This window comes from Luteolibacter sp., from assembly GCF_039920825.1.
GTDB lineage: Bacteria > Verrucomicrobiota > Verrucomicrobiia > Verrucomicrobiales > Akkermansiaceae > Luteolibacter.
In genome coordinates, this window is the sequence record NZ_JBDSCX010000036.1 from 1 (window position 1) to 20,848 (window position 20,848).

The following is a 20,848-nucleotide window of genomic DNA, read 5'->3' on the forward strand; positions in this document are numbered from 1 at the left end:
CCGCGAACGCTGAGACAACCAATCAAAGACTGGCCCAAGACAAAAATCGCCAGCTCAAGACCCCTCCTGAAAACCATCATCTTCACGAATCCTTAAAGGCATTGCCCTAAAGGGTTAAACTACGTGCAAAGAATCCAAGGCGACTTGGATCGGCACGCTCTGGCGCTGGCGGTCGATGAAGAAGCTGACTTCGGAATATCCGGTATCTAGCAGAAGATTCAGAGCTTTGACGTAGCCATCGCCCACGCGTTGGGGAGTGTGTGCATCCGCACCGATGACGACGGGGATGTTACGTTCGCGCATCAAAAGAAGCTGCGATGGGGAGGGATTCATTTCCGGCAGGGTTTTCTTCACACCGCTGGTATTGAGTTCCATCGCGATATCCGTCGCAGCGATGCGATCAAGTGATCGCTCGATGAAAGGCCGCATCCGTTCGAAATCCCAATCGGCGGGGGATTCGTTTTTGATCAGGTCCGGATGAGCGAGAGTGTCATAGAGTCCGGTTTCCGCCGAGAGGGCGAGGTGTTCGTAGTAGAGCTGCTGATAGGCGAAAACGTCACCCTTGTAGTAAATCTTCCGGTAGTCCGAGACCTGATAGTGAACCGATCCCAGCACGTGGCTGAGGGGCACGCGGGCGTGGAGTTTTTCCAGCCAAGGTTCCACTCCCGGATAGAAATCGCTTTCCAGTCCGAGCCGGACGTCGAGTCTTCCGGCGAACGCCTCGCGCGTTGCGGCGATCATTGCGACGTAGTCGTCGTATTGCTCCGGGTCCATCCGCACGCTGGAGGAGAATCCGTCCGGCAGCGGGCAATGGCAGGTGAAGGTGATGCCCTTGAATCCACGGGCCAGCGCGACAGCGGCGTATTCGTCCGGTTCGCCGAACGCATGCTTGCACAGCGGCGTGTGGCAGTGGGATTCGTAAAGAACCGGCGCGGACATCTCGTCAGCCTTTCAGCATTGCCCGGAAGCGCGGTAGAATTTTCTGGTAGAGCGAGTTCTTCCCGCCACGGGAGAGCTGTACGCCGACGAGATCGGCAGGCGATACGGGATCGATCGGCGAAAGGGACGTCGCCTTGTAAGCGGCGGTTTCCACATGACGTTCGACGTGGGAGGCTCCCGCCTTCTGGCTTACGCTGACGGTGGTGTTTTTCGCATGGATGATCACCGATGAGAGGGGTGGACCGGAAGCATCGGAAGTCAGTTTGACGGAAATTGGAACGCCGGATGTGGATTCCAATGCAAATGGTTCGGCTGCTTGCCTGTCCTTCCAACCTGCCTGCACCGCAAGCCAGGCGAGCACTTGCAGCGCGGTATTGCGGTGGTCGGGATGATAGGAAATTTCCACCGAGTGAATCTCCGGGAGAGCTTCCTGCGCGGCGGGATCATCGAAGAGGCCGGCGATGCCCACGCGGAACTGCCAGGAGCGCGTCCAAGCGTGATCCTGAATGACGAGATCCGGATTCGCCTGCGAGCATTCCTCGATGATCGCAAACGATGCCGCCGGATCCTTCCATGACGAGCTGTCGATGATGAATCGGTCCATCACGCTGACAAGTCGCTCGGTGAGAATTTCCGAAAGCTCGCCCTGCCACCAGAAGATCAGCGGCAGGTCGGAATTGAGATGGGCGAAAACCGTGTTTCGGAAACGCCCGGTGACGCGTCCAGTTAGGTAGAAGGAAATTTGCTCGCAGCAGACGGATTTCCGACCATCGGCCAGGTGGCAATGTGCCGTGATCCACGCCCGCAGGCTGGGTGGCGCGGTGCTGTCGATTTCCACGAGGATCGCCCGGCAAGCGTGCTCACGGGTGAGATCACGGACGATGTGTGAGTTCTCGATCAGCGCCCCGGATTTTTCCGAAAACACCACCAGGTTCATCAAAGACGCGTTGGTCTGGGCTTCGTCCTGCTCCCACAACTTCCGCAACTCGCGGTCGATGGCGGCAACGGGAACCTCGATTCCAAGCTCGGGGCAGACTTCAGGGATGGAATCAACAGCCATGGAATTTCAAGTTTAAGGCTGGATCAAAGGCGGCGCCACTGGTTTCCGTCCTGCTGGAGAAGCTGGTCGGCCTCGCGCGGGCCCCAGGAACCGGCTACGAACTCGGCCATCGGCGGCGGGTTGTCCGACTGGTGCCAGGCGTGCTCGATGTGGTCGATGAATTTCCATGCCTCCTCCACTTCGTCGCGGCGGGCGAAGAGTGTGGCGTCGCCGGCAATGGCGTCTAGCAGAAGTCGTTCATAAGCTTCCGGACTGCCTTTGCCGAAACTGGTGGCGTAGTGGAAATCCATTTTCACCGGCTCGAGACGGAGGCTGGTACCGGGAATTTTCGAAACCATGCGGAGTGAGATTCCCTCGTCCGGCTGGATGCGGATGACGAGCACGTTGCCGCCGGGAACGCCTCCGGGAAGCGCATTGAAAAGCACGCAAGGAGCGTCCTTGAAGTGCACGGAAATCTCGGTGGACTTCTTCGGCAGACGCTTGCCCATCCGGATGTAGAACGGAACGCCGCTCCAGCGCCAGGTGTCGATCAGGAGTCTAACCGCGACGTAGGCTTCGGTGTCGGATTCCGGAGAGACGCGGTCTTCTTCTCGGTAGCCGGGGACGGCATTTCCATCAATGTAACCTGCGGTGTATTGACCACGGACGACATTCTTCGCGACTTTTTCCGGTGTGTCCCACTGGCGCAGCGAGCGGATGACTTTCACTTTCTCATCGCGCACGCCGTCGGCTGATAGGTCAGTCGGTGGCTCCATCGCGACGAGGCTGAGGAGCTGGAGAAGGTGGTTTTGCACCATGTCGCGCAGCGCGCCGGCACTTTCATAGTAGCCGCCACGGCCGCCTTCCATGCCGAGGTTTTCGGCGCAGGTGATCTGGATGTGGCTGATGTATTTGCTGTTCCAGAGCGGTTCGAAAATCGAGTTGGCGAAACGCAGCACCATCAGGTTCTGCGCGGTTTCCTTGCCGAGATAGTGGTCGATCCGGTAGGTGTCGCTTTCGTGGAAGGTCTCGTTGACGACCTGGTTCAAATGCTTTGCGGTGGCGAGATCGGTGCCGAAAGGTTTCTCGACGATGACGCGCGACCAGCAGCCGGGTTTCGCTTCGTTGAGTCCGGCGTTCTTCAGGGCGATCAGGATTTCATCGAAGAACTCAGGCGCTGACGCGATGTAGAAAAGCCGGTTGCCCTTGCCGCCGCGTTCGGCGTCGATGGCGTCCAGCTTGTCGGCGAGACTTTTGTAGCCTGCGGGATCGGTGAACTCGGAAGTATGGTAGCTAACCGTTTCGATGAATGGTCCCCAGATCGCCGGATCCTGACCGGAGCGGGAAACCTTTTTGTTCAGTAGCTCCAAGCCTTCGCGGAACTCGGCATCGGATTTTTCGCGCCGGGCGAAACCAATGATTTTCACACCCGTCGGCAGCTCGCCATCCACCGCGAGATTGTAGAGCGCGGGGATGAGCTTGCGGTGCGTCAGGTCGCCGGTGGCACCGAAGATGACGATGCTGCAGGGCTCGGCGCGTGAGCGGGAAACGAGGTCTTCGCGGAAGGGATTCATTGGGAGAAGTTGATGGTTGAAAGTTGAAAGTTGATAGTGAAGAGGAAGAAAAGCAGAAGTCGGACCCTTGGTCTTTCTATCAACCATCAACCGTGGACCATCAACCTCTTCTCACCACGGCAGCGGGAAGGCGCGGTTGAATGCGAATACCCGCTCGCGGATCGCGTGGAGTTTGGCGACGTTGGTGTGGTCGGACAAGGCTTCGTGGATGAAATCGGCTACTTGCTCGACGTCCTTTTCCTTCATGCCACGCGTGGTGACGGCTGGGGTGCCGATGCGGATGCCGCTGGGCTTCATCGGGCTGCCGGTGTCGAAGGGGATGCCGTTCTTGTTCACCGTGATGCCCGCTTCGTCGAGGGCGTGTGAAGCGTCGGTGCCGTTGAGGTTCTTATTGCGAAGGTCCACGAGCATGACGTGGTTGTCCGTGCCGCCGGAGCAGATGCGGAAACCGTGGTGCGTGAGGCGCGCGGCGATGGCTTGGGCGTTCTTGATGATTTGCGCCGAGTATTCCTTGAACTCCGGCTTGAGCGCCTCACCGAAGCAGATGGCCTTGGCGGCGATGACGTGCATGAGCGGTCCGCCTTGGATGCCGGGGAACACTTGCGAATCGATTTTTTTCGCGAACTCCTCTTTGCAAAGAATGATGCCGCCGCGTGGTCCGCGTAGGGACTTGTGGGTGGTGGAGGTGACGAAATCCGCATGAGGAAACGGGCTCGGATGCAGACCGGCGGCGACGAGGCCGGCGATGTGCGCCATATCGACGAACAGGTAAGCGCCGACTTCTCTAGCAAGTTTACCCATGCGTTCGAAATCGATGATCCGCGAGTAGGCTGATGCGCCGACGGTGATCAGCGCGGGCTTGAGTTCGCGGGCGGTTTTTTCGAGCTCGTCGTAGTTGATGCGCTCGTCGTCGGGAGAAACGCCGTAGTGCGTGACCGCATAGAAACGGCCGGAGAAATTCGCCTTGTGGCCGTGGGTGAGGTGACCGCCGTGGGCGAGGTCCATGGTGAAAATCTTGTCGCCCGGCTTCAGCACGGAGAAATAAACGGCGGTGTTTGCCTGGGAGCCGGAGTGCGGCTGGACGTTCGCGTGTTCCGCTCCGAAAAGCTGCTTCGCGCGGTCGATGGCGAGCTGCTCGACGACATCGACGTTTTCACAACCTCCATACCAGCGTTTGCCGGGATAGCCTTCCGCATACTTGTTAGTCAGGACCGAGCCTTGGGCCTCCATGACGGCGGGTGAGGTGAAATTTTCCGATGCGATCAGCTCGATGTTGTTTCGCTGGCGGTGTTCCTCCGCGGTGATCGCGCTGTAAACCGCGGGATCCGTCACGGCGATCCGGCTGCCGGAGGATTTGCAAACGCGCTCTTCATGGCGGCCGCCTTCGAACGCGGTGGCGAGAAAAGCGTCGGCCATGGCGATGGCGGTCGCTTCGTCGGTGTATTTCCCGGCGAGGCAAAGGACGTTCGTATCGTTGTGTTCGCGGGTGATGATCGTTTCCTCAACGGTGCGGACATTCGCCGCGCGGACGTGGCGGTGGCGGTTCGCGGCGATACTCATGCCGACGCCGGAGGTGCAGGCGAGGACGCCGAAATCGTAAGTGCCGTCGGCCACATTGCGGGCGACGATGTTGCCATAATCCGCATAATCGACGGACTCGTGGCCCTGCGTGCCGAAGTCGGTGACCTCATGACCCACCTTCTTGAGGTGGGCGACGACGGCGTTTTTCAGATCGACGGCGCCGTGGTCGGCTCCGATGGCAATGCGGAAGGTAGGATGGCTCATGGGGACGGGGCGGGATTGAAATCCGGGAACGGCGTCTTGCAAACCGCAAATTTCGCCGATTTCCCTCCTGAGAAAGTTTCCGGCTCCCGACACCTTCAACTCGACGGTGCCAAGGCTTGCTCGAGGCACTGCACAAGTGCGCCGCCCGTGGGGATTCGAGTGAAATTGTTTGGGAGTTGACGGTAAAACCGCGGAAACATAAGAACGGGTTACTGGAGAGGGCGTTTATTTCGTTAACGGAGTTGCCCCCCCGATGGCGTCGATCGTTCCCCGGCGTCTTAATTCCTCCCCGAAAAACCCCCGTGTCATGACCCCTACCCTCGTTCGATTGAACCGTGCCCGTGAGATTTCACGCGGCTTCGCGCTGGTAAGCATTTTAGTCTCCATGACTGGCCTCCGTGCCTACGGGGCCGATGCCGCGCCGCTTTTGGAATTCGCCTCCGGATTGCCGGGCAAACAGGTGCGCTTGAGTTGGCCGGGCGAGATGGGAGTGCGATACGCCATCGAAAAGTCCACCACACTGGCCAGCGGTGGAACCGGCGGCTGGGCGCAGGTCGCCTTGGTCGAAGCGCCCGGATCGGATGCGGTGTGGCTGGATCCCGTGCCGACGACCCAGAAGGCCTTCTATCGAATTTCGCAGCCGCAGCCGGAGGTGTTTTCGATTTCCCCGCCGATGCTATCGACGGGCGGCGGCACGTTGTTAATTTCCGGCCAGCTCATTCCTGCCGGAAGTTTCCTGGTGATCGAGATCCCCGGGCAAGCTCCGGTTTTGGTCGCGCTCACGGCCTTGGGAAATGGAATATGGCAGGCCATCGTTTCCGGGGCCTTCGACGCTGGCTCCTCGATGGCCGTTGTCAGTATCCAGACAGGAACCGGGACGGTGCTCCTGACGCTCAATCAGCCACTGGAAGTCACGGCGACGGGCCGGGCGCTCGATTCCCCGCCATCATTGCCGCCGGCAGCGCCAACCTCGAAGGCGAAGCCGAAGGGAACAAAGCTGACGGTTAGCAATATCGGCAGCTCGGGGAACGACGGAGTGGAAGTGAAATTGAGAGCCGCATCACCGGGTGCCTCCGATATCGATGACAGCGATTATTCCCCGCTCGGCATGGCGATCAACGAGAAGGGGCTGCCGGGCGACAAGAAGCCGAAGAAGACTACCAGCGCGAAGCGGACGGCCGCCGGCGGAGGAATCGGCTATGATGATCTCGATCCGGAATTCTCAGGTAGCTCGTTCCTGAGCAAAAAAGGTTACGACTCTTATAAAGCGAGCGGCGATATGGCCTCCGCCCGCACGGTGACGCCCCCCTATTCCGGCAGCTCAAGCGCACTGGTGAAGGAGCTCAGTTATTCGCATTACAAGCATCCGGACCTGATGAAACGGGAAATGGGACCCGGTGCCATCACCCCGGCTCCCTCGGGTCTGCCAGGTGAGGTTTCCTTTCAATTCTGCGCCCTTTCGCTGGAAACTCCCGTCGGTCCGCCGCTCGAACTGGTTCACACCTACCGCTCGATGGGCGGTGGTGGTACGGCGATGTCCCACTGGGAAGCCTGCTACGATATTTCCATCCAGCCGGTTCCGTTAGCCGCGGGCTCGAGTGCCGCCCAAGTGAGAATTTATGACGGTGGCGGACGTTCCGACATTTTCCGCCGCCAGGCCGACGGCACCTATCGCTGCGATGGCATGTTCCGCGAGGGGCACTTCGATGGCGACACCTTCACGCTCACCTTCGCGAACAAGGGGACCTGGCTTTTCAATTCCCTCAGCCACCCTACCGCTTCAGGGAAAATTTTCAGAATCGCCGATCCCAACAATGTCGCGCTCACCTGTGACTACAACCAAGCGGGAAAACTTGCGAGTGTGAGCAGCCAGTTCGGACAAAGCCTGACGATGACCTACGGCTCGTCGGGCGCTCTCAGCCAGGTTTCCGACCAGCAGGGCCGTTTCGTTTCCTATGCTTATTATAAATCCGGCGATGTCGGCGGAAACCCCGGCGACCTCAAGGGAATTTCTTGTCCCCGCACCACCAGCTCTCCGCCAGCGGCCGGGCCGACTACCTTCACTTACTCGACCGGAAGCTCCGATCCGAACCTCAACGGTAATCTGCTCGCTCTCACCGACGGCGCGGGCCGGCAGTTGGAGTCCTTCACCTACGCCCCTACCACCAGCCCGACGGATCTCGATTACGACACTTGTGTGACCCATGTCCGTGGCCACACGACCGGGCATCCTTGGATCGCCCAGCGCGAAGCCCATCCGCCGAATTCCTCACCGGCCAGCGCCTACACTGTTTTCGAAGTTGATGAAGTCGGTCGCCTAACGGAAACGGATTTCGATGCCCTGCACCGCGAGGTCGCGGTCCGGGAATACACCGGATTCTGTATTCCGGGTGTGCCGGTAACTTCCGTTGACAACCGTCCTTCCGGCAAACTCCACGTCAGCGATCCGGACTATTTCGAAACCACCTGTGCTTACAATGCCGACAGTTGCTGCACCCGCATCACCCGTCCGGACGGCAGCCAGGAACTCGTCACGTATGATCGCGATTTCCGGAAAGACTGTCCGGTGCGCGAGCGTGCGAATCCGCGGGTGATGACGCTCCAGACGCCCGGTGGGGAAATCCGGACGGTGACTTGCGATTATCTCCCCGATTTCGGCACGCCGGAAAGCTTCTGCCCCGGCGGTCCGATCAAGGGAATCCAAGTGAAATGCGGACGGAATCCGAGTCCCGACGCGATCGCCGCAATACCCGGTGGACCGATCAAGGGGATCCAAGTCAAATGTGGAAATAATGGCGGAACCCAGTTTTCCATCGGCGGCGGACTCGTGGATGCCGATGACTTGGATTCCGACAACGATGGTTATGCGTTTCTGAAAAAGGAGGAAGGTGGACGTCACACTCCATTTCATAACAAATATCGGCCGCAGTTCAGGAGTGCGCAGGCCGGAGGCATTACCGCAGGAGCCATCGCCGGCATTGTCGTGGCTCGGTCCGACAATGATGATTCCGATTCGTTTGCAGCCGCGTCGTCTTCCGTCACCGTGAGCTATCCGTTAAATGTTACGAACACCGGGGGTTCAAACGACTCTTTTCGTGCGGCTCGTCCGGTCCGCATCGTCAGCGCCTATGGGCAGGTCTCGACCCGCGACTATGACGTCCATGGAAACTGCACCAGCGTCATCAGTTCGCTGCCTGGCAGGGGCAAGCTCTATCAATACAACGCCCTCGGCCAGCTCACCACTTCCACCGAGCTGAATGGCGCGGACCCTTCCTTCACGGACACCTGCGTTTACAATCCCGCGACCGGCTTCCTCAGCAGTGTCATCCAGGACAGCAGCGGCCTGCACCTCACGACTTCCTTGGAGCGCGATGACTTCAACAGGGTTTCCCGAGTTGTGGACCCCAACGGCCATGACTGGCTTTACGGCTACAATTCTTCGGACACCTGCATCCAGGGCCAGTCACCGCCATGCCCGAGCCGCATATCGATGAATCTAACTGTCGATGGTGCCGGACGTCCGGCGCGTTATGATATCGAAAACCGAGGGGCTGATGGTTCGCTGGATTCCTCGAACCCCGTCTACAGCACTTTCTATGTCCGCGATGAATGCGCCAATCTCGTTCAAGTCGCCACGGAAGTCCGCCCGGTCAATCAACCGCCGAGCGCACTTGCTCCGGCAGCGACGGATCTGGCCAGCTACGATGTGTGTGATGTCACACTCAACGGCGCTGGGGAAGTGGTCCGCATCAGTATACCGGGTGCCTCCCGCAGCCGGCCCGCGGATCAGCTCTGCGATTTCACCTACAACGAACGTGGCCTGCTGGACCGCTGCATCGAAGGCGGCCTAGGAACCCCCGGTGCCGTGACGACGGAATGCCTGTACGACGAACTCGGAGCCAGGGTCAGTTACTCCACTCTCGGCTCCGGAGTTGCCAGTTCGGAGACACTTTCCTCACACGATGGCTTCCACCGCCTCTCCTCGATCACTGATCCTATGGGTAACGTAATCCAATATGCCTATGGAAATGACGGCTCGGTGACGACTTCGCTTTACGGCGAAATCGAAGATGTTGTCGGTTCAAAAAGCAACCTGCTGTTGGCGAGATGTGTCTGCAAAAGTGGCTTCTCCGGCGGCGGTGGCATCGCTCTGATGAAGGCGAAAGAGAAGGCCAACCGTACCAAGTGTGGGAATAATCTCCGCCAGATAGACTTGGGTCTGTTCTTCGAGGTTGAGACGGAAGACGACGTCATCACCGTCGAGCGCTTCAGCCCGGGATCAACGGCTCCTACGGTCACGGAAGTCACCGTCATTGATCGCTCTCCCGCAGGACTCGTTCAGCAGATCAGTTGCAATGGCGATACCTTGGAGACCCGCACCCATGACACCGCGGGGCGTCTCACAGGACGCTCCCATTCGGCAGGGCACTATGCCTTGACGCTCGATGGAAAAGGCTGCGTCACCTCCAGCACTTGGACCGCCCTTTCCACGCTCGCAGGCGCACCGCCCAAGACGTTTACCATCAGCAGGATTCTGGACCCGCTCAGCCGTGGTGTTCAGGCGACCGACGGCGTGGGAAACACCACCCATACCGCTTTTGATTCACTGTCCCGCGTCGTTTCCGAAACCGAGCCCGGCGGGTTGGTCATCCACACGGTCTACGATGGTTCCTCCTCCGCAGGGCCTTTCAGCTCGCAGGTCTCCGCCGACTTTGATGGCGACGGTAATCCGGATGTCATCGGCTCCTCGCTCGCGCGCTGCGGAGAACTCCTCAACACCACCGACTCCCACGGTTTTCCAACCCTTTACACCGACGACGCGCTCGGTCGTTGTGTCAGAACGGATCGTCCCGATGGCACATTTGAAACCTGCTCCTTCGACAGTCTTGGAATCAGAGTCCAGGGGACTTTTTCGGACGGCACGATTCAGAATCGAACGCACGATCTCAATGGTCGGGTAATTTCCCTCGAATGGACGAACGTTCCATCCGGCATTGTGGCCGTGGCTCCGAAGACCATGCTATACGACGGCCTCGGAAATCTAATCATCTGCGTTCAGGGGACATCCGCGGTCACCGCGACCTACGATTCCTGCGGCGATCAAACCAGCGAGACCCAGGACGGTCTCACCGTCAGCCGCACTTTCAATCACCGCGGCCGTACCGGCATCCTCTATCCGGACGGCAAGCGCTTCCAGGAAAGCCGGAATGCCTTTGGCGAGCTGGTTTCCGTCTCCGGCGTCACGCCCACCGGGGTCGTGCTCTCACCGCCCGTCGTCAGTTACGACTACCTCGGCCATCAGGTTTGTCGTTCCATCCAGCGCAACGGCGTCACCACCACCTTCAGCTATCGCGGTGACGGCGAGGTCAGCCCGGCAGGGACCGAGGACTTTTCGTTCGGATCCTGCATCCGTGAAACGATCACCGATCCCTCTTCCGCAATCCTGTCGGACGCGCTAACAAGCCGTGATGCCAACCAGCGGACTTGCAGTTGCCCGCTCGGTTTCAGCGTTCAAGGGCAGCAAAAGACCAGGCTCACTGTCACGCCGCGGGATGTTTTCGGAAACATCAGTAGTTGCGTGATCAGCCGGACGGACTCCGGCACCTTGCCGCCTGTGATTGAGAGTTCGGTGAGTTACATCTATGTCCTTGAGGCCAGCAAACGGATCTCGGAGATCCGGAACGGCGTTCAAGGCACCTACACCCAGGATCCCTCGCTTCCGCCCGGTGACCTTCAGATGTCCCAATACTCCACCTGGCCCGGCGGCTCCCTGACTTGGGATCCGAATGGAAATATCCAGACCTTCCAGAAAGGCACCAGCCAACTCACGTTTGTGCATGATGCGGAAGGACATGTTGTCCGGGTCGATGACTCCACGGGTCATGCTGTGGTCGGTTACGGCTACAATGCTAACGGTCGTCGGAATGAAGAACTCCACTTGAGCCCGACAACCGGAGACCTCGAAATCATCATCAAATTCGCTTACGACAGTTCGCTCTGCATCCAGGAAATCGGCACCGACAATCTCGCCGATATGACCTTCGTCTGTGCCGACGGCATCCGGCAGTGCATTTCCACCCGCAACGGCACGATCTACTACCCACATGGCGGCGCTTCCTCCGATACGGAAAAGAATATCCAAAGCTGGGTGAAGGACTGCTACGACAAGGGCGGGTTGAACCGGATCTCTTTGATCACCAATGCCGCCGGGACAGCGGTCGAACGTTTCGCTTGTGATGAATCGGGCAAGCCGATTTTCCTAACCGGAGAGGGGTCGCTGTCCAGTGCCACCAGCTCCATCATCGGCCTCCGCTGGATCGATCCTGACTGCGCTTGGCAACCGGAACTCGGGATGCTCGCCTGCCCCGGCGGCATCTACAGCCCGGATCTGGGAAGTGTCGTATCGATGTCGGTTAGCGAGGCGAAACCCCAGGCACCGTCGGAGGGCGGGAGAAGAGGCTTTTTCACCCTGAAGCCCCATTGATTCGCTGCCTCCGGTGCGGGAATCGCCATACTGCGTTGCTTGATCCGATGGTGTAGGTCTTGCTAGAGCACCGCATGCCCTCCGACGGCTTCGATGTGCCGCGGTTGCCCCTTCATCGCACTGGGGATCTTGACGGTGAGATTCGTGCGTTGGTTTGGGGGTATCTGAGTTTTATGGATCGACCGATTCGATGTCCTTGGGGCCAGAATCTGGTTTGTTAGTGATGCCGTCACGCCGCGGGGATTCGAAAGAAACAGTCAGTGGTGTGATCCAGTTGGAGTGCCAAAGAGTTCGAGGTTCGGCCGCCAAATCAACATCGGGGTCTATCAGGAGTTGTTCCGTCCGTCCGTTCAGGGAAACGGAAGCATGAGCCCGGATTTGGATGTCGGGGTAGCCGTGCCGGCGGAAATCGTCCGCGACGTGGTGGCAGAGTTGCAGAATCATGTCGGGCTGTCCGGAAGCCGCGAGGTATTGTTCAAGGTTGATATAGTCGGATAGATCGACGTTCCAAGTGCTGGCTGACACGGGGTCGTGGGCAGTCAACCGCAGTTCGGATTGTTTGTCCCGCAGCTTCATTCTCCACGAAAACCGGTGACCTTCCTCAGTCCATTGCACCGCCCCCGGATAGAGCCAATGGCGCAAGGGCATCAAGATCTGCAAGGCCAGATAGGTGCCGGCCAGCGACAAAATCACGAGCTTGCGGCGCGGAGTCATCTCGCGGGCCGGCAGCGTCGAGGTCCAAAGGCTTCGCACCGGATGCGGCAGTTTGGGCGCGAACAGGATCAGCGTCGCGCCGAGCGTCAGCCACGGGAAGATCCCGATTTGGAAAATCCAACCGTTGACCAGGTTAAACAGGGCGACCGCGGAAAATGCCCACCATCTTGTCCGTGGCCATAGAAGAAACGGAACGATTAACAGATCGAAAAAAAGGCCACCGTAGCTGAACGCCCACGCCGTCCACTCCTGGGCCAGATACGGGCCGATCACCGGCATGGCCGCGCGCTTGGCGAGCCACATCCGCAGAGGCTGGGCGTGGAGCCAGTCTCCGTTGATCTTGGCGATCCCTGCGAAAAAAAACACGATGCAGAGCTGGCTTCGCAACAACCACGGCGCCCATGCCGGGCAGGTGCCTGACCGCAGCCGGGGCCGCCGTAGGGCATCGAACGAAAAAGCCCTGTGAGCCGGGACGAAAATCAGCAGGAAACTGAACAGGCAGATCAGATAGAAATGATTCAGATAACGAGCCTCATCCAGAAGGAAAACATAAGTGAAGCCGATGAAAAAGAGTGTCGTTGCCACCCGGTAAAACAAGCCCAGAAGAATGAACTGTGAGAGAATCGCGAGCAGGAGGAAGTGGAACTTGAGTTCGGCTTCAGGAAGCGGACGAACCCATTCGAAACCATAGTATTTGAAAAGGAATGGTGGCTCGACGAAGAAAGGGACGATCGAATTGTTGGAGAAAAAGCGCCAGACCTCGGCGCACATCAAGCCTCCGAAGACCACGCGAAACCACACGAGCGGAGCGATGTCCACAGGCGCGAAAGCGCGATTGAAAAGAGAGGCTTTGATTTCGGCCGCTTGTTTCCAGATGGTGGAACGGGCGCGATACATCAAGGCGCAAAGTGGGGATTCAGGGACTTTCCGCAGCCCGCACGTCCTGAATGATGAGTTGCAGCGTCGTACGCCCGCGGAACGTGTTCCGATCGATCGTGAACGCAATGTCCCACGGTGGATCGGGAAGAGGATACTCGCCACCGCCGAAGAAGACGGCGTCCTGCTCGTGATAGCCCTGGCGGAGCATGAAGCGCAGGTGGTTGTTCTTCATGTGCAGCGGCGGGCGGCTGAGGCCGATGTTGCGGGAAATGAAGACGGGCTGGGGATTTCCGCTGCCGAAGGGCTGGAGGAGATCGTAGCTGGAAAGAAACTCTAACGAAAGCTGGTCGAACGAAATTTCCGCGTCGTACATCAGCTTCGGCTGGCGTTGCTCGGGGCTGGTGTTGTTCATCACGTAATCCGCGAAACGGGTGCGGAATCCGTCGAGTTTCCCTTCGTGGATCGAAAGCCCGGCGGCCATCGCGTGACCGCCGCCTGCGATGAGGTCGTCCTCACAGGCGCGGATGGCTTCGACCAAGGAAATCCCGTCGATGCTACGGCCCGAGCCCTTTCCTATACCGTCTTCGTCGATCGCGATGACGAACGTCGGCTTGTGATATTGCCGCATCAACCGCGAGGCGACGATGCCGACCACGCCGTGGTGCCAAGAACGCGAACCGAGCACGATCACCGGATCGCGCGTCGGATCGAAATCTTTCGTCAGCATTTCCACGGCTTCGCGGCGGATCAATCCTTCGTGGGTTTGGCGCTCCTTGTTATAAGCATCAAGTTTCTGAGCGAGATCGTAAGCGAGGCGGCGGCAGTCGGTAGTTAGGGTTGCCAGGGCGTCTTCCGGCACATCCATCCGCCCGGCGGCATTGAGACGCGGGCCGATGCGGAAGCCGACATCCATCGAGGTCGCGCTGCCGTTCATACCGGTGACTTCCTGGAGGGCGCGCAGGCCGGGGTTCAGCGTGCTTGGCAAATGTTTCAGCCCGTGGCGAACCATGAGCCGGTTTTCCCCGACCATGGGGACGATGTCGGAAATGGTGGCGACGGCGACGAGGTCGATGAGCTCCTTGAGATCGAGATCGATCTGGCGGGTTTTCATCATCGCGTGGGCGAGTTTGAAAACGACTCCCGCCGCGCAGAGATAGGTGAATTCCGTCCCGCATTTCGGGTTCACCAGCGCGCAGCAATCCGGCCTTCCGGCGGGATCCGGCTCGTGGTGATCGACAATCAACACATCAATCCCGTCCGCCCGCAGCGCGGCGACTTCGTTGATGGAAACCGTCCCGCAATCCACCGTGATCAACAAATCCGGCTTCGGGCCTTCCTCCATGCAGCGTTTCAGCGCCGCCGTGCTCAGTCCGTAGCCTTCCGGTCCGCGGCGTGGGATGAAATAGCGCGGAGTCAGGCCGTAGGCGATCAGGATCCGTCGCATCAAGGTGATCGAGGTCACGCCATCGACATCATAATCGCCGTAAATGCAGACTTTTTCCCCCTTGTCGATGGCTTCGAACACCCGATCGACGGCGATTTTCATGTCCGGGATCAGAAACGGGTCCGCCAGATCCCTAAGTCGCGGGCGCAGATACCCCTCAAGATCGACGCCGGGAGGAAGCCCTCGTTGGCGGATCAGGTGCTCAAGGATCGGAGGAAACGTGCTGACCGAACCGTTGGTCTGTTTTTCAAACGGTTCTCCGCGCGCAATCCATTTGAACGGCTGGGCTCGCATGAAGTGACGCGGACCGTATCGGCGGATGCAGGTGTGACACAAGAGCGGAAACGAAAAGCGTGCAAATGCGCCCACCGCGTCATTTTGGCATGGGGCAAGTGTGACATCTTGTCGCGAAATTTACTGAATTTTGAACGGAGGGTTTCCTGAAAAATTTCATAATCTATTGATCCATAACGAAATGGATTTTTCAAAGCCGCGACGGCACAAACCCTGCGAAAGCGCGGGCATCATAACCGCCCAACCGGGCAAAACCTGAAAGAAACCATCTTATGTCCAAAATCCTCGGAATCGACCTCGGAACCACCAACTCGTGTATGGCTGTCATGGAAGGCGGCGAGTCCACCGTCCTCGAAAACTCGGAAGGCGCACGCACCACCCCATCCGTCGTCGCATTCGCGAAAAACGGCGAGCGCCTCGTCGGCCAAGCCGCCAAACGCCAAGCGGTTACGAATCCGCAAAACACCATTTTCTCCGCCAAGCGCCTGATCGGTCGCAAGTTCTCGGAACTCAAGGATGCCGACAAGCGCATGCCCTACACCATCGTCGCCGCCGCCAATGGCGACGCCCACATCCAGGTGGAAGTGGCCGGCGAAAAGAAAACTTACTCCCCGCAGGAAATCGCCGCCATGGTCCTGGGCAAGCTCAAGGCCGATGCCGAAGCCAAACTTGGTGAAAAAATCACCCAGGCCGTCATCACGGTTCCTGCCTATTTCAACGACTCCCAGCGCAACGCCACCAAGGCCGCTGGCGAAATCGCCGGTCTCGAAGTGCTTCGCATCATCAACGAGCCGACCGCAGCCGCCCTCGCTTACGGCCTCGACAAGAAGTCCGACGAAAAAATCGCCGTCTATGACCTCGGCGGCGGCACCTTCGACATCTCCGTTCTCGAAATCGGCGATGGCGTATTCGAAGTCCTCGCCACTGACGGCGACACCTCCCTCGGCGGTGACGACTGGGACAACGCGCTGATCCAGTGGATCGTCGGCGAGTTCAAAAAGGACCAAGGCATCGACCTTTCCGGCCAACCCGACGCCCTCCAGCGCATCAAGGAGGAAGCCGAAAAAGCCAAAATCGCCCTTTCCTCCACCCAGTCCTACGACATCAGCCTGCCCTTCGTCACGGCCGATGCCACCGGACCGAAGCACATCCAGCTCACCCTCACTCGGTCGAAGCTCGAGCAGCTCACCGATTCCCTTTTCGAGCGCACCAAGAAGCCCGTCAAAGACTGCCTCAAGGAAGCTGGGCTCACCGCCGCTCAAATCAACGAACTCGTCCTCGTCGGCGGCATGACCCGCATGCCGAAAGTTGTCGAAATCGCCCGCGAACTCGCTGGTCAGACTCCTCACCAAGGCGTCAACCCGGATGAAGTCGTCGCCATCGGCGCGGCCATCCAAGGCGGTGTCCTCCGCGGCGATGTCAAAGACGTGCTCCTCCTCGACGTCAGCCCGCTCACCCTCTCCATCGAAACGGAAGGCTCCCGCGCCACCGCGATGATCGAGCGCAACACGACCATTCCAGCCAAGAAGTCCCAGATCTTCTCCACCGCCTCCGACAGCCAGCCCGCCGTCGATATCCGCATCTGCCAAGGCGAGCGCCCGATGTTCTCCGACAACAAATTGCTCGGAAACTTCAAGCTCGACGGCATCGCCCCGGCCCGCCGTGGTGAGCCGCAAATCGAAGTCACCTTCGACATCGACGCCAACGGCATCCTCCACGTCTCCGCCAAGGACAAGCAGTCCGGCAAGGAACAGAAAATCTCCATCCAAGGTTCCTCCGGGCTTTCCAAGGACGAGATTGAACAAGCCAAGCGCGACGCCGAGTCCCACGCCGAAGAAGACAAGAAGCGCGTTGAAAAAGTCGATGCCAAGAACAAGGCCGACAACCTCGTCTTCAACGTTGAAAAACAACTCGCCGAACTCGGCGACAACGCCCCGGCTGAACTCAAGGAAATGCTCAACGGCAAGATCCAAGCCGTGAAAGACGCGATCTCCAGCGACAACGTTGACACCATCAACAGCGCCGTCAGCGATCTCGAAGGCTCCCTCCAAGCCCTCGCCGAAGCCGCCCAAAAAGCCGGTGCCGGAGCAGGTGGAGCCGAAATGCCCGACGTCGAGCCAGCCGAAGCTTCCGCCTCTAACGAGCCGAAGCAAGCCAAAGGCAAGGTCGTCGATGCCGAAGTCGTGGACTAAACTCAAATAACGATGAACAAGGAAGCACTCAGCTGGATTAGCGCCTACAGCAAAGAGGTTTATGGATCTTATTCAAAAATCGATTCTTTTCAAGATCGCTTTAGAAATCTGATTCCACTGTATGCTTTCTTGGGAACTGGCTACTTCTATGTAGGAACTAAGTTTCCCCACTATTACAGCGATGGTAACTTGGCATTTTTCTATGGTCCATTTTCGGCGGGCCTACTACTTCTTCTGGTATCTTTGACATTGCACCTCTACGCGATGTTTTGGATGGCCCATCTGGAGATTATGCCAGATCCCCAGGAAGTCGTCGACGTGTGCAGCAAAATGCCAATGGATTATCCCGAAGGTGGAATCCATTCATATCTTGAGGAGCAAGCAGCCAAGCGGCGGTGCGGGATAGCATCTCGAAATCTATCCCTTCTTCGAAAGCGAGGTGAACTTCTAAATTCAGCATCAAAAGTAGGAGTGCTTTCCGTGCTGTTGCTGCTGGTGGCATCTCCGCGGTTCATTTCCACAAGATACCACGAGTCAAAAAAAGTGAGCCAAGGTCAAACCTCATCCCAACCGTAAATCAACCATGAGTGATCAAGATAATCAACCAGCAACGCCCACAAGTAGTTCAGTATCTCCGCAAACTACTACGGATTCGTTGGCTCCATTGCCCGCATTTCCCGAGAGCGTGATGATCAAAGGCGCAAACAGCAAATCGTTCAGCAGCGAACCAATCCGAGAAAGCAAAGAATCGGCTCGAGACGACGATTGAGTTGGCTTGATTTTATTCTCTGTCTCCCGCCCGAGGCGCTTTGATCAACAATTCATAATTCAAACATGACTCAATTTACTCTCAACCAAAGCGAGAAAGAATTCCTATTTCGTCAGAATCCAAATACGGCTTCTGATGGAGGTTGGCAGAGTCTGCTGGTGAAGCTTCAGAATCAATTTGATCCTAAGGCGATGGTGATTCAACTGGATGCTGCCGATCTCGAACGCATCCCACGTTACGCATTTGATTATGGCAACGGAGGATGGGAGGGGCGGTTGGTAGGTGTTTTCGGCAATCACTTAGGTCCTAATCTCGGTCGTTGAGTTAACCTCCAGAAGATATCCATGTCGCAAATCCTCACCACCAAACACCACCGCCACGCCGCGCTGCGCCCGCTCTCTCCGGAGTCGGTTGCCAGTCTCGCGGCGGCGTGGGATGTGCGGATGGTGCATCCTCCGATCAATTTACTGAGGTCAGTAAATTGATCCTCAACCCACGCCCATGAAGCCATCGGTCATCGCCCAACTCCTTTCCCAATTGGAAAAACTCGTGCAAGTCGAGTTTGAATCCGGTGTGGAATTCTGGCTGGCGCGTGACCTCCAATCGGTCCTCGGCTACACGAATTGGCAGAATTTCTGCAAGGTGGTGGAGAGTGCTGCAACGGCCTGCAAAACCTCTGGCCATAAGGCTTCCGATCATTTTACTGAGGTCAGTAAAATGATCGCTCTCGGCAAAGGCGGGCAGCGTGAAATCAAGGATTTCATGCTCACCCGCTACGCCTGCTACCTCATCGCCCAGAACGGCGATCCGGCAAAGGATGAGATCGCGTTTTGCCAGACTTACTTCGCCCTCCAGACCCGGCGGCAGGAACTCATCGAACTTCGCCTCGCGGAGGTCGAGCGCCTTCAAGCCCGCAAGAAACTGACCGAATCCGAGAAACTGCTCTCGGGCCTCATTTTTGAGAAACTCGAAGACGACCGGAGTTTCGGCATCATCCGCAGCAAAGGCGATCAGGCGCTCTTCGGTGGCAATAGCACCCAGGACATGAAAAACCGCCTGGGCGTTCCGGACAATCGTCCTCTGGCCGATTTCCTTCCCACGATCACGATCAAGGCCAAGGACTTCGCCAACGAAATCACGACCTTCAGCATCACTCGCGATGGCTTGGATACCGAGCGCGCCATCTCCCACGAGCACGTCAAAAACAACACGGACGTCCGGAGCTTGTTAGGCGAACGGAACATCGTTCCTGAAAATCTTCCTCCCGCCGAGGATCTCAAAAAGGTCCAGCGCCGCCTGAAATCCGAAGAAAAGAAACTTCCCCGCAAAGGCGCTTCCCAGTAACCACTCTCTTTCCCAAACACTTTCCACTTCGCATCCGCGGAGTGGCTTTCTCACAGAAAACCAAACCAACACCAAACATTATGGCTAACATCAAACCACTCGGACAACGTGTCCTCGTCAAGCGCATCGAAGCGGAAGCAATCAGCTCCGGTGGCATCGTCCTTCCAGACTCCGCCAAGGAAAAGCCGCAGGAAGCGGAAGTCATCAGCCTCGGCACCGGCGGCAAGGACGACAAGGGTGTTCTCATCGAGTTCACCGTCAAGGTCGGAGACAAGGTTCTCATCTCCAAATACGGCGGCACCGAAGTCAAACTCGACGGACAAGAAGTCCTCATCATCAACGAATCCGACATCCTCGGCATCGTCGGCTGATTCTTGAAATTTCTATCAACTCTCAACAATAAACCATCAACTCTATTATGGCCAAACAACTCCAATTCGACGAAGCCGCACGCCAGGCCCTCCTGCGCGGTGTGGAAAAACTCGCCCGCGCCGTCAAGGCAACCCTCGGACCAGCCGGTCGCAACGTCATCCTCGATAAGAAATTCGGTTCCCCAACCATCACCAAGGACGGTGTCTCGGTTGCCAAGGAAATCGAACTTGAGTGCCCATATGAAAACATGGGTGCCCAACTGATCCGCGAGGTTTCCAGCCGCACTTCCGACATTGCCGGTGACGGAACTACGACCGCTACCGTACTTGCCGAAGCCATCTACAAGGAAGGCCTTCGCAACGTCACCGCCGGCGCCAACCCGATCTCGCTTCAACGCGGCATCATGAAGGCCACCGAAGCCATCGTCGCCCAACTGAAAGTGCTTTCCAAGCCCGTCTCCGACGCCAAGGAAATCGCCCAAGTCGCTTCCATCTCCGCCAACTCCGATGCGGAAATCGGTGGCATCATCGCCGAAGCCATGGACAAGGTCGGCAAGGACGGAACCATCACCGTTGAAGAAGCCAAGGGCATCGAAACCACCCTCGAAGTCGTCGAAGGCATGCAGTTCGACAAAGGCTACCTCAGCCCTTATTTCGTCACCAACCCCGAGTCGATGGAAGCCTTCCTCGAGAGCGCTTACATCCTCATCAACGAGAAGAAGATCTCGTCCCTCAAGGACATGCTTCCTCTCCTTGAAAAGGTTGCCAAGACCGGCCGTCCGCTCCTCATCATCGCCGAAGACGTCGAAGGTGAAGCCCTCGCGACCCTCGTCGTCAACAAGCTCCGCGGCATCCTCAACATCGCTGCTGTCAAGGCTCCTGGTTTCGGCGACCGCCGCAAGGCCATGCTCGAAGACCTCGCCATCCTCACCGGTGGCCGCGTGATCACCGAAGACCTCGGCATCAAGCTGGAGTCCGTGGAACTCAGCGACCTCGGCGAAGCCAAGCGCATCACCATCA

General features: G+C 58.1%; 14 protein-coding genes. 8 read left to right on the forward strand and 6 right to left on the reverse strand.

Annotated elements, in window-relative coordinates; translation table 11 throughout:
- Nucleotides 1-114: 114 nt before the first annotated feature.
- From ABIQ96_RS08855 to ABIQ96_RS08870, 4 genes are all read right to left on the reverse strand, one after another.
- Nucleotides 115-939: a histidinol-phosphatase gene (locus tag ABIQ96_RS08855; protein ID WP_348214210.1), complete on the reverse strand. Its 825-nt coding sequence runs from the start codon at nucleotides 937-939 to the stop codon at nucleotides 115-117.
- Nucleotides 940-943: 4 nt separating this feature from the next.
- Nucleotides 944-1,999 (reverse strand): glucose-6-phosphate dehydrogenase assembly protein OpcA, encoded by a 1,056-nt coding sequence (locus tag ABIQ96_RS08860; RefSeq protein ID WP_348214211.1) that lies wholly within the window; start codon nucleotides 1,997-1,999, stop codon nucleotides 944-946.
- A 23-nt stretch (nucleotides 2,000-2,022) separates the two neighbouring features.
- Nucleotides 2,023-3,552, reverse strand: coding sequence for a glucose-6-phosphate dehydrogenase (zwf, locus tag ABIQ96_RS08865; RefSeq protein WP_348214212.1), 1,530 nt, complete (start codon nucleotides 3,550-3,552; stop codon nucleotides 2,023-2,025).
- Nucleotides 3,553-3,663: 111 nt separating this feature from the next.
- Entirely contained in the window at nucleotides 3,664-5,337 is a 1,674-nt protein-coding gene (locus tag ABIQ96_RS08870; RefSeq protein ID WP_348214213.1) for a serine hydroxymethyltransferase, read from the reverse strand.
- Between the two features lie 307 nt (nucleotides 5,338-5,644).
- Here ABIQ96_RS08870 and ABIQ96_RS08875 point away from each other — a divergent pair, with 307 nt between their 5' ends.
- Nucleotides 5,645-11,821 (forward strand): hypothetical protein, encoded by a 6,177-nt coding sequence (locus ABIQ96_RS08875; RefSeq protein ID WP_348214214.1) that lies wholly within the window; start codon nucleotides 5,645-5,647, stop codon nucleotides 11,819-11,821.
- A 171-nt stretch (nucleotides 11,822-11,992) separates the two neighbouring features.
- On the opposite strand, the gene ABIQ96_RS08880 is transcribed toward ABIQ96_RS08875, so the two are convergent.
- Complete coding sequence (locus ABIQ96_RS08880) at nucleotides 11,993-13,432, reverse strand: HTTM domain-containing protein (protein WP_348214215.1); 1,440 nt, start codon at nucleotides 13,430-13,432, stop codon at nucleotides 11,993-11,995.
- A gap of 19 nt (nucleotides 13,433-13,451) precedes the next feature.
- Nucleotides 13,452-15,152, reverse strand: a complete 1,701-nt coding sequence (gene recJ / locus ABIQ96_RS08885) for a single-stranded-DNA-specific exonuclease RecJ (protein WP_348214216.1) — start codon at nucleotides 15,150-15,152, stop codon at nucleotides 13,452-13,454.
- 272 nt (nucleotides 15,153-15,424) lie between these two features.
- On the opposite strand from recJ, the gene dnaK reads away from it, so the two are divergent.
- From dnaK to groEL, 7 genes are all read left to right on the forward strand, one after another.
- Nucleotides 15,425-17,344, forward strand: coding sequence for a molecular chaperone DnaK (gene dnaK, locus ABIQ96_RS08890; protein WP_348214217.1), 1,920 nt, complete (start codon nucleotides 15,425-15,427; stop codon nucleotides 17,342-17,344).
- A 12-nt stretch (nucleotides 17,345-17,356) separates the two neighbouring features.
- Nucleotides 17,357-17,920: a hypothetical protein gene (locus ABIQ96_RS08895; protein ID WP_348214218.1), complete on the forward strand. Its 564-nt coding sequence runs from the start codon at nucleotides 17,357-17,359 to the stop codon at nucleotides 17,918-17,920.
- Nucleotides 17,921-18,178: 258 nt separating this feature from the next.
- Complete coding sequence (locus tag ABIQ96_RS08900; RefSeq protein ID WP_348214219.1) at nucleotides 18,179-18,436, forward strand: aspartyl-tRNA synthetase; 258 nt, start codon at nucleotides 18,179-18,181, stop codon at nucleotides 18,434-18,436.
- 21 nt (nucleotides 18,437-18,457) lie between these two features.
- Nucleotides 18,458-18,598 carry a hypothetical protein gene (locus ABIQ96_RS08905; RefSeq protein ID WP_348214220.1) on the forward strand — a complete coding sequence of 47 codons (141 nt, stop codon included), beginning with the start codon at nucleotides 18,458-18,460 and terminating at the stop codon, nucleotides 18,596-18,598.
- A 16-nt stretch (nucleotides 18,599-18,614) separates the two neighbouring features.
- On the forward strand, nucleotides 18,615-19,457 hold the full coding sequence (gene dinD / locus ABIQ96_RS08910; RefSeq protein WP_348214221.1) for a DNA damage-inducible protein D: 843 nt from the start codon (nucleotides 18,615-18,617) through the stop codon (nucleotides 19,455-19,457).
- An 80-nt stretch (nucleotides 19,458-19,537) separates the two neighbouring features.
- Complete coding sequence (locus tag ABIQ96_RS08915) at nucleotides 19,538-19,828, forward strand: co-chaperone GroES (protein WP_348214222.1); 291 nt, start codon at nucleotides 19,538-19,540, stop codon at nucleotides 19,826-19,828.
- Nucleotides 19,829-19,872: 44 nt separating this feature from the next.
- Nucleotides 19,873-20,848, forward strand: a 976-nt coding sequence (groEL, locus tag ABIQ96_RS08920) for a chaperonin GroEL (RefSeq protein ID WP_348214223.1), incomplete at its 3' end; no start/stop codon positions are given.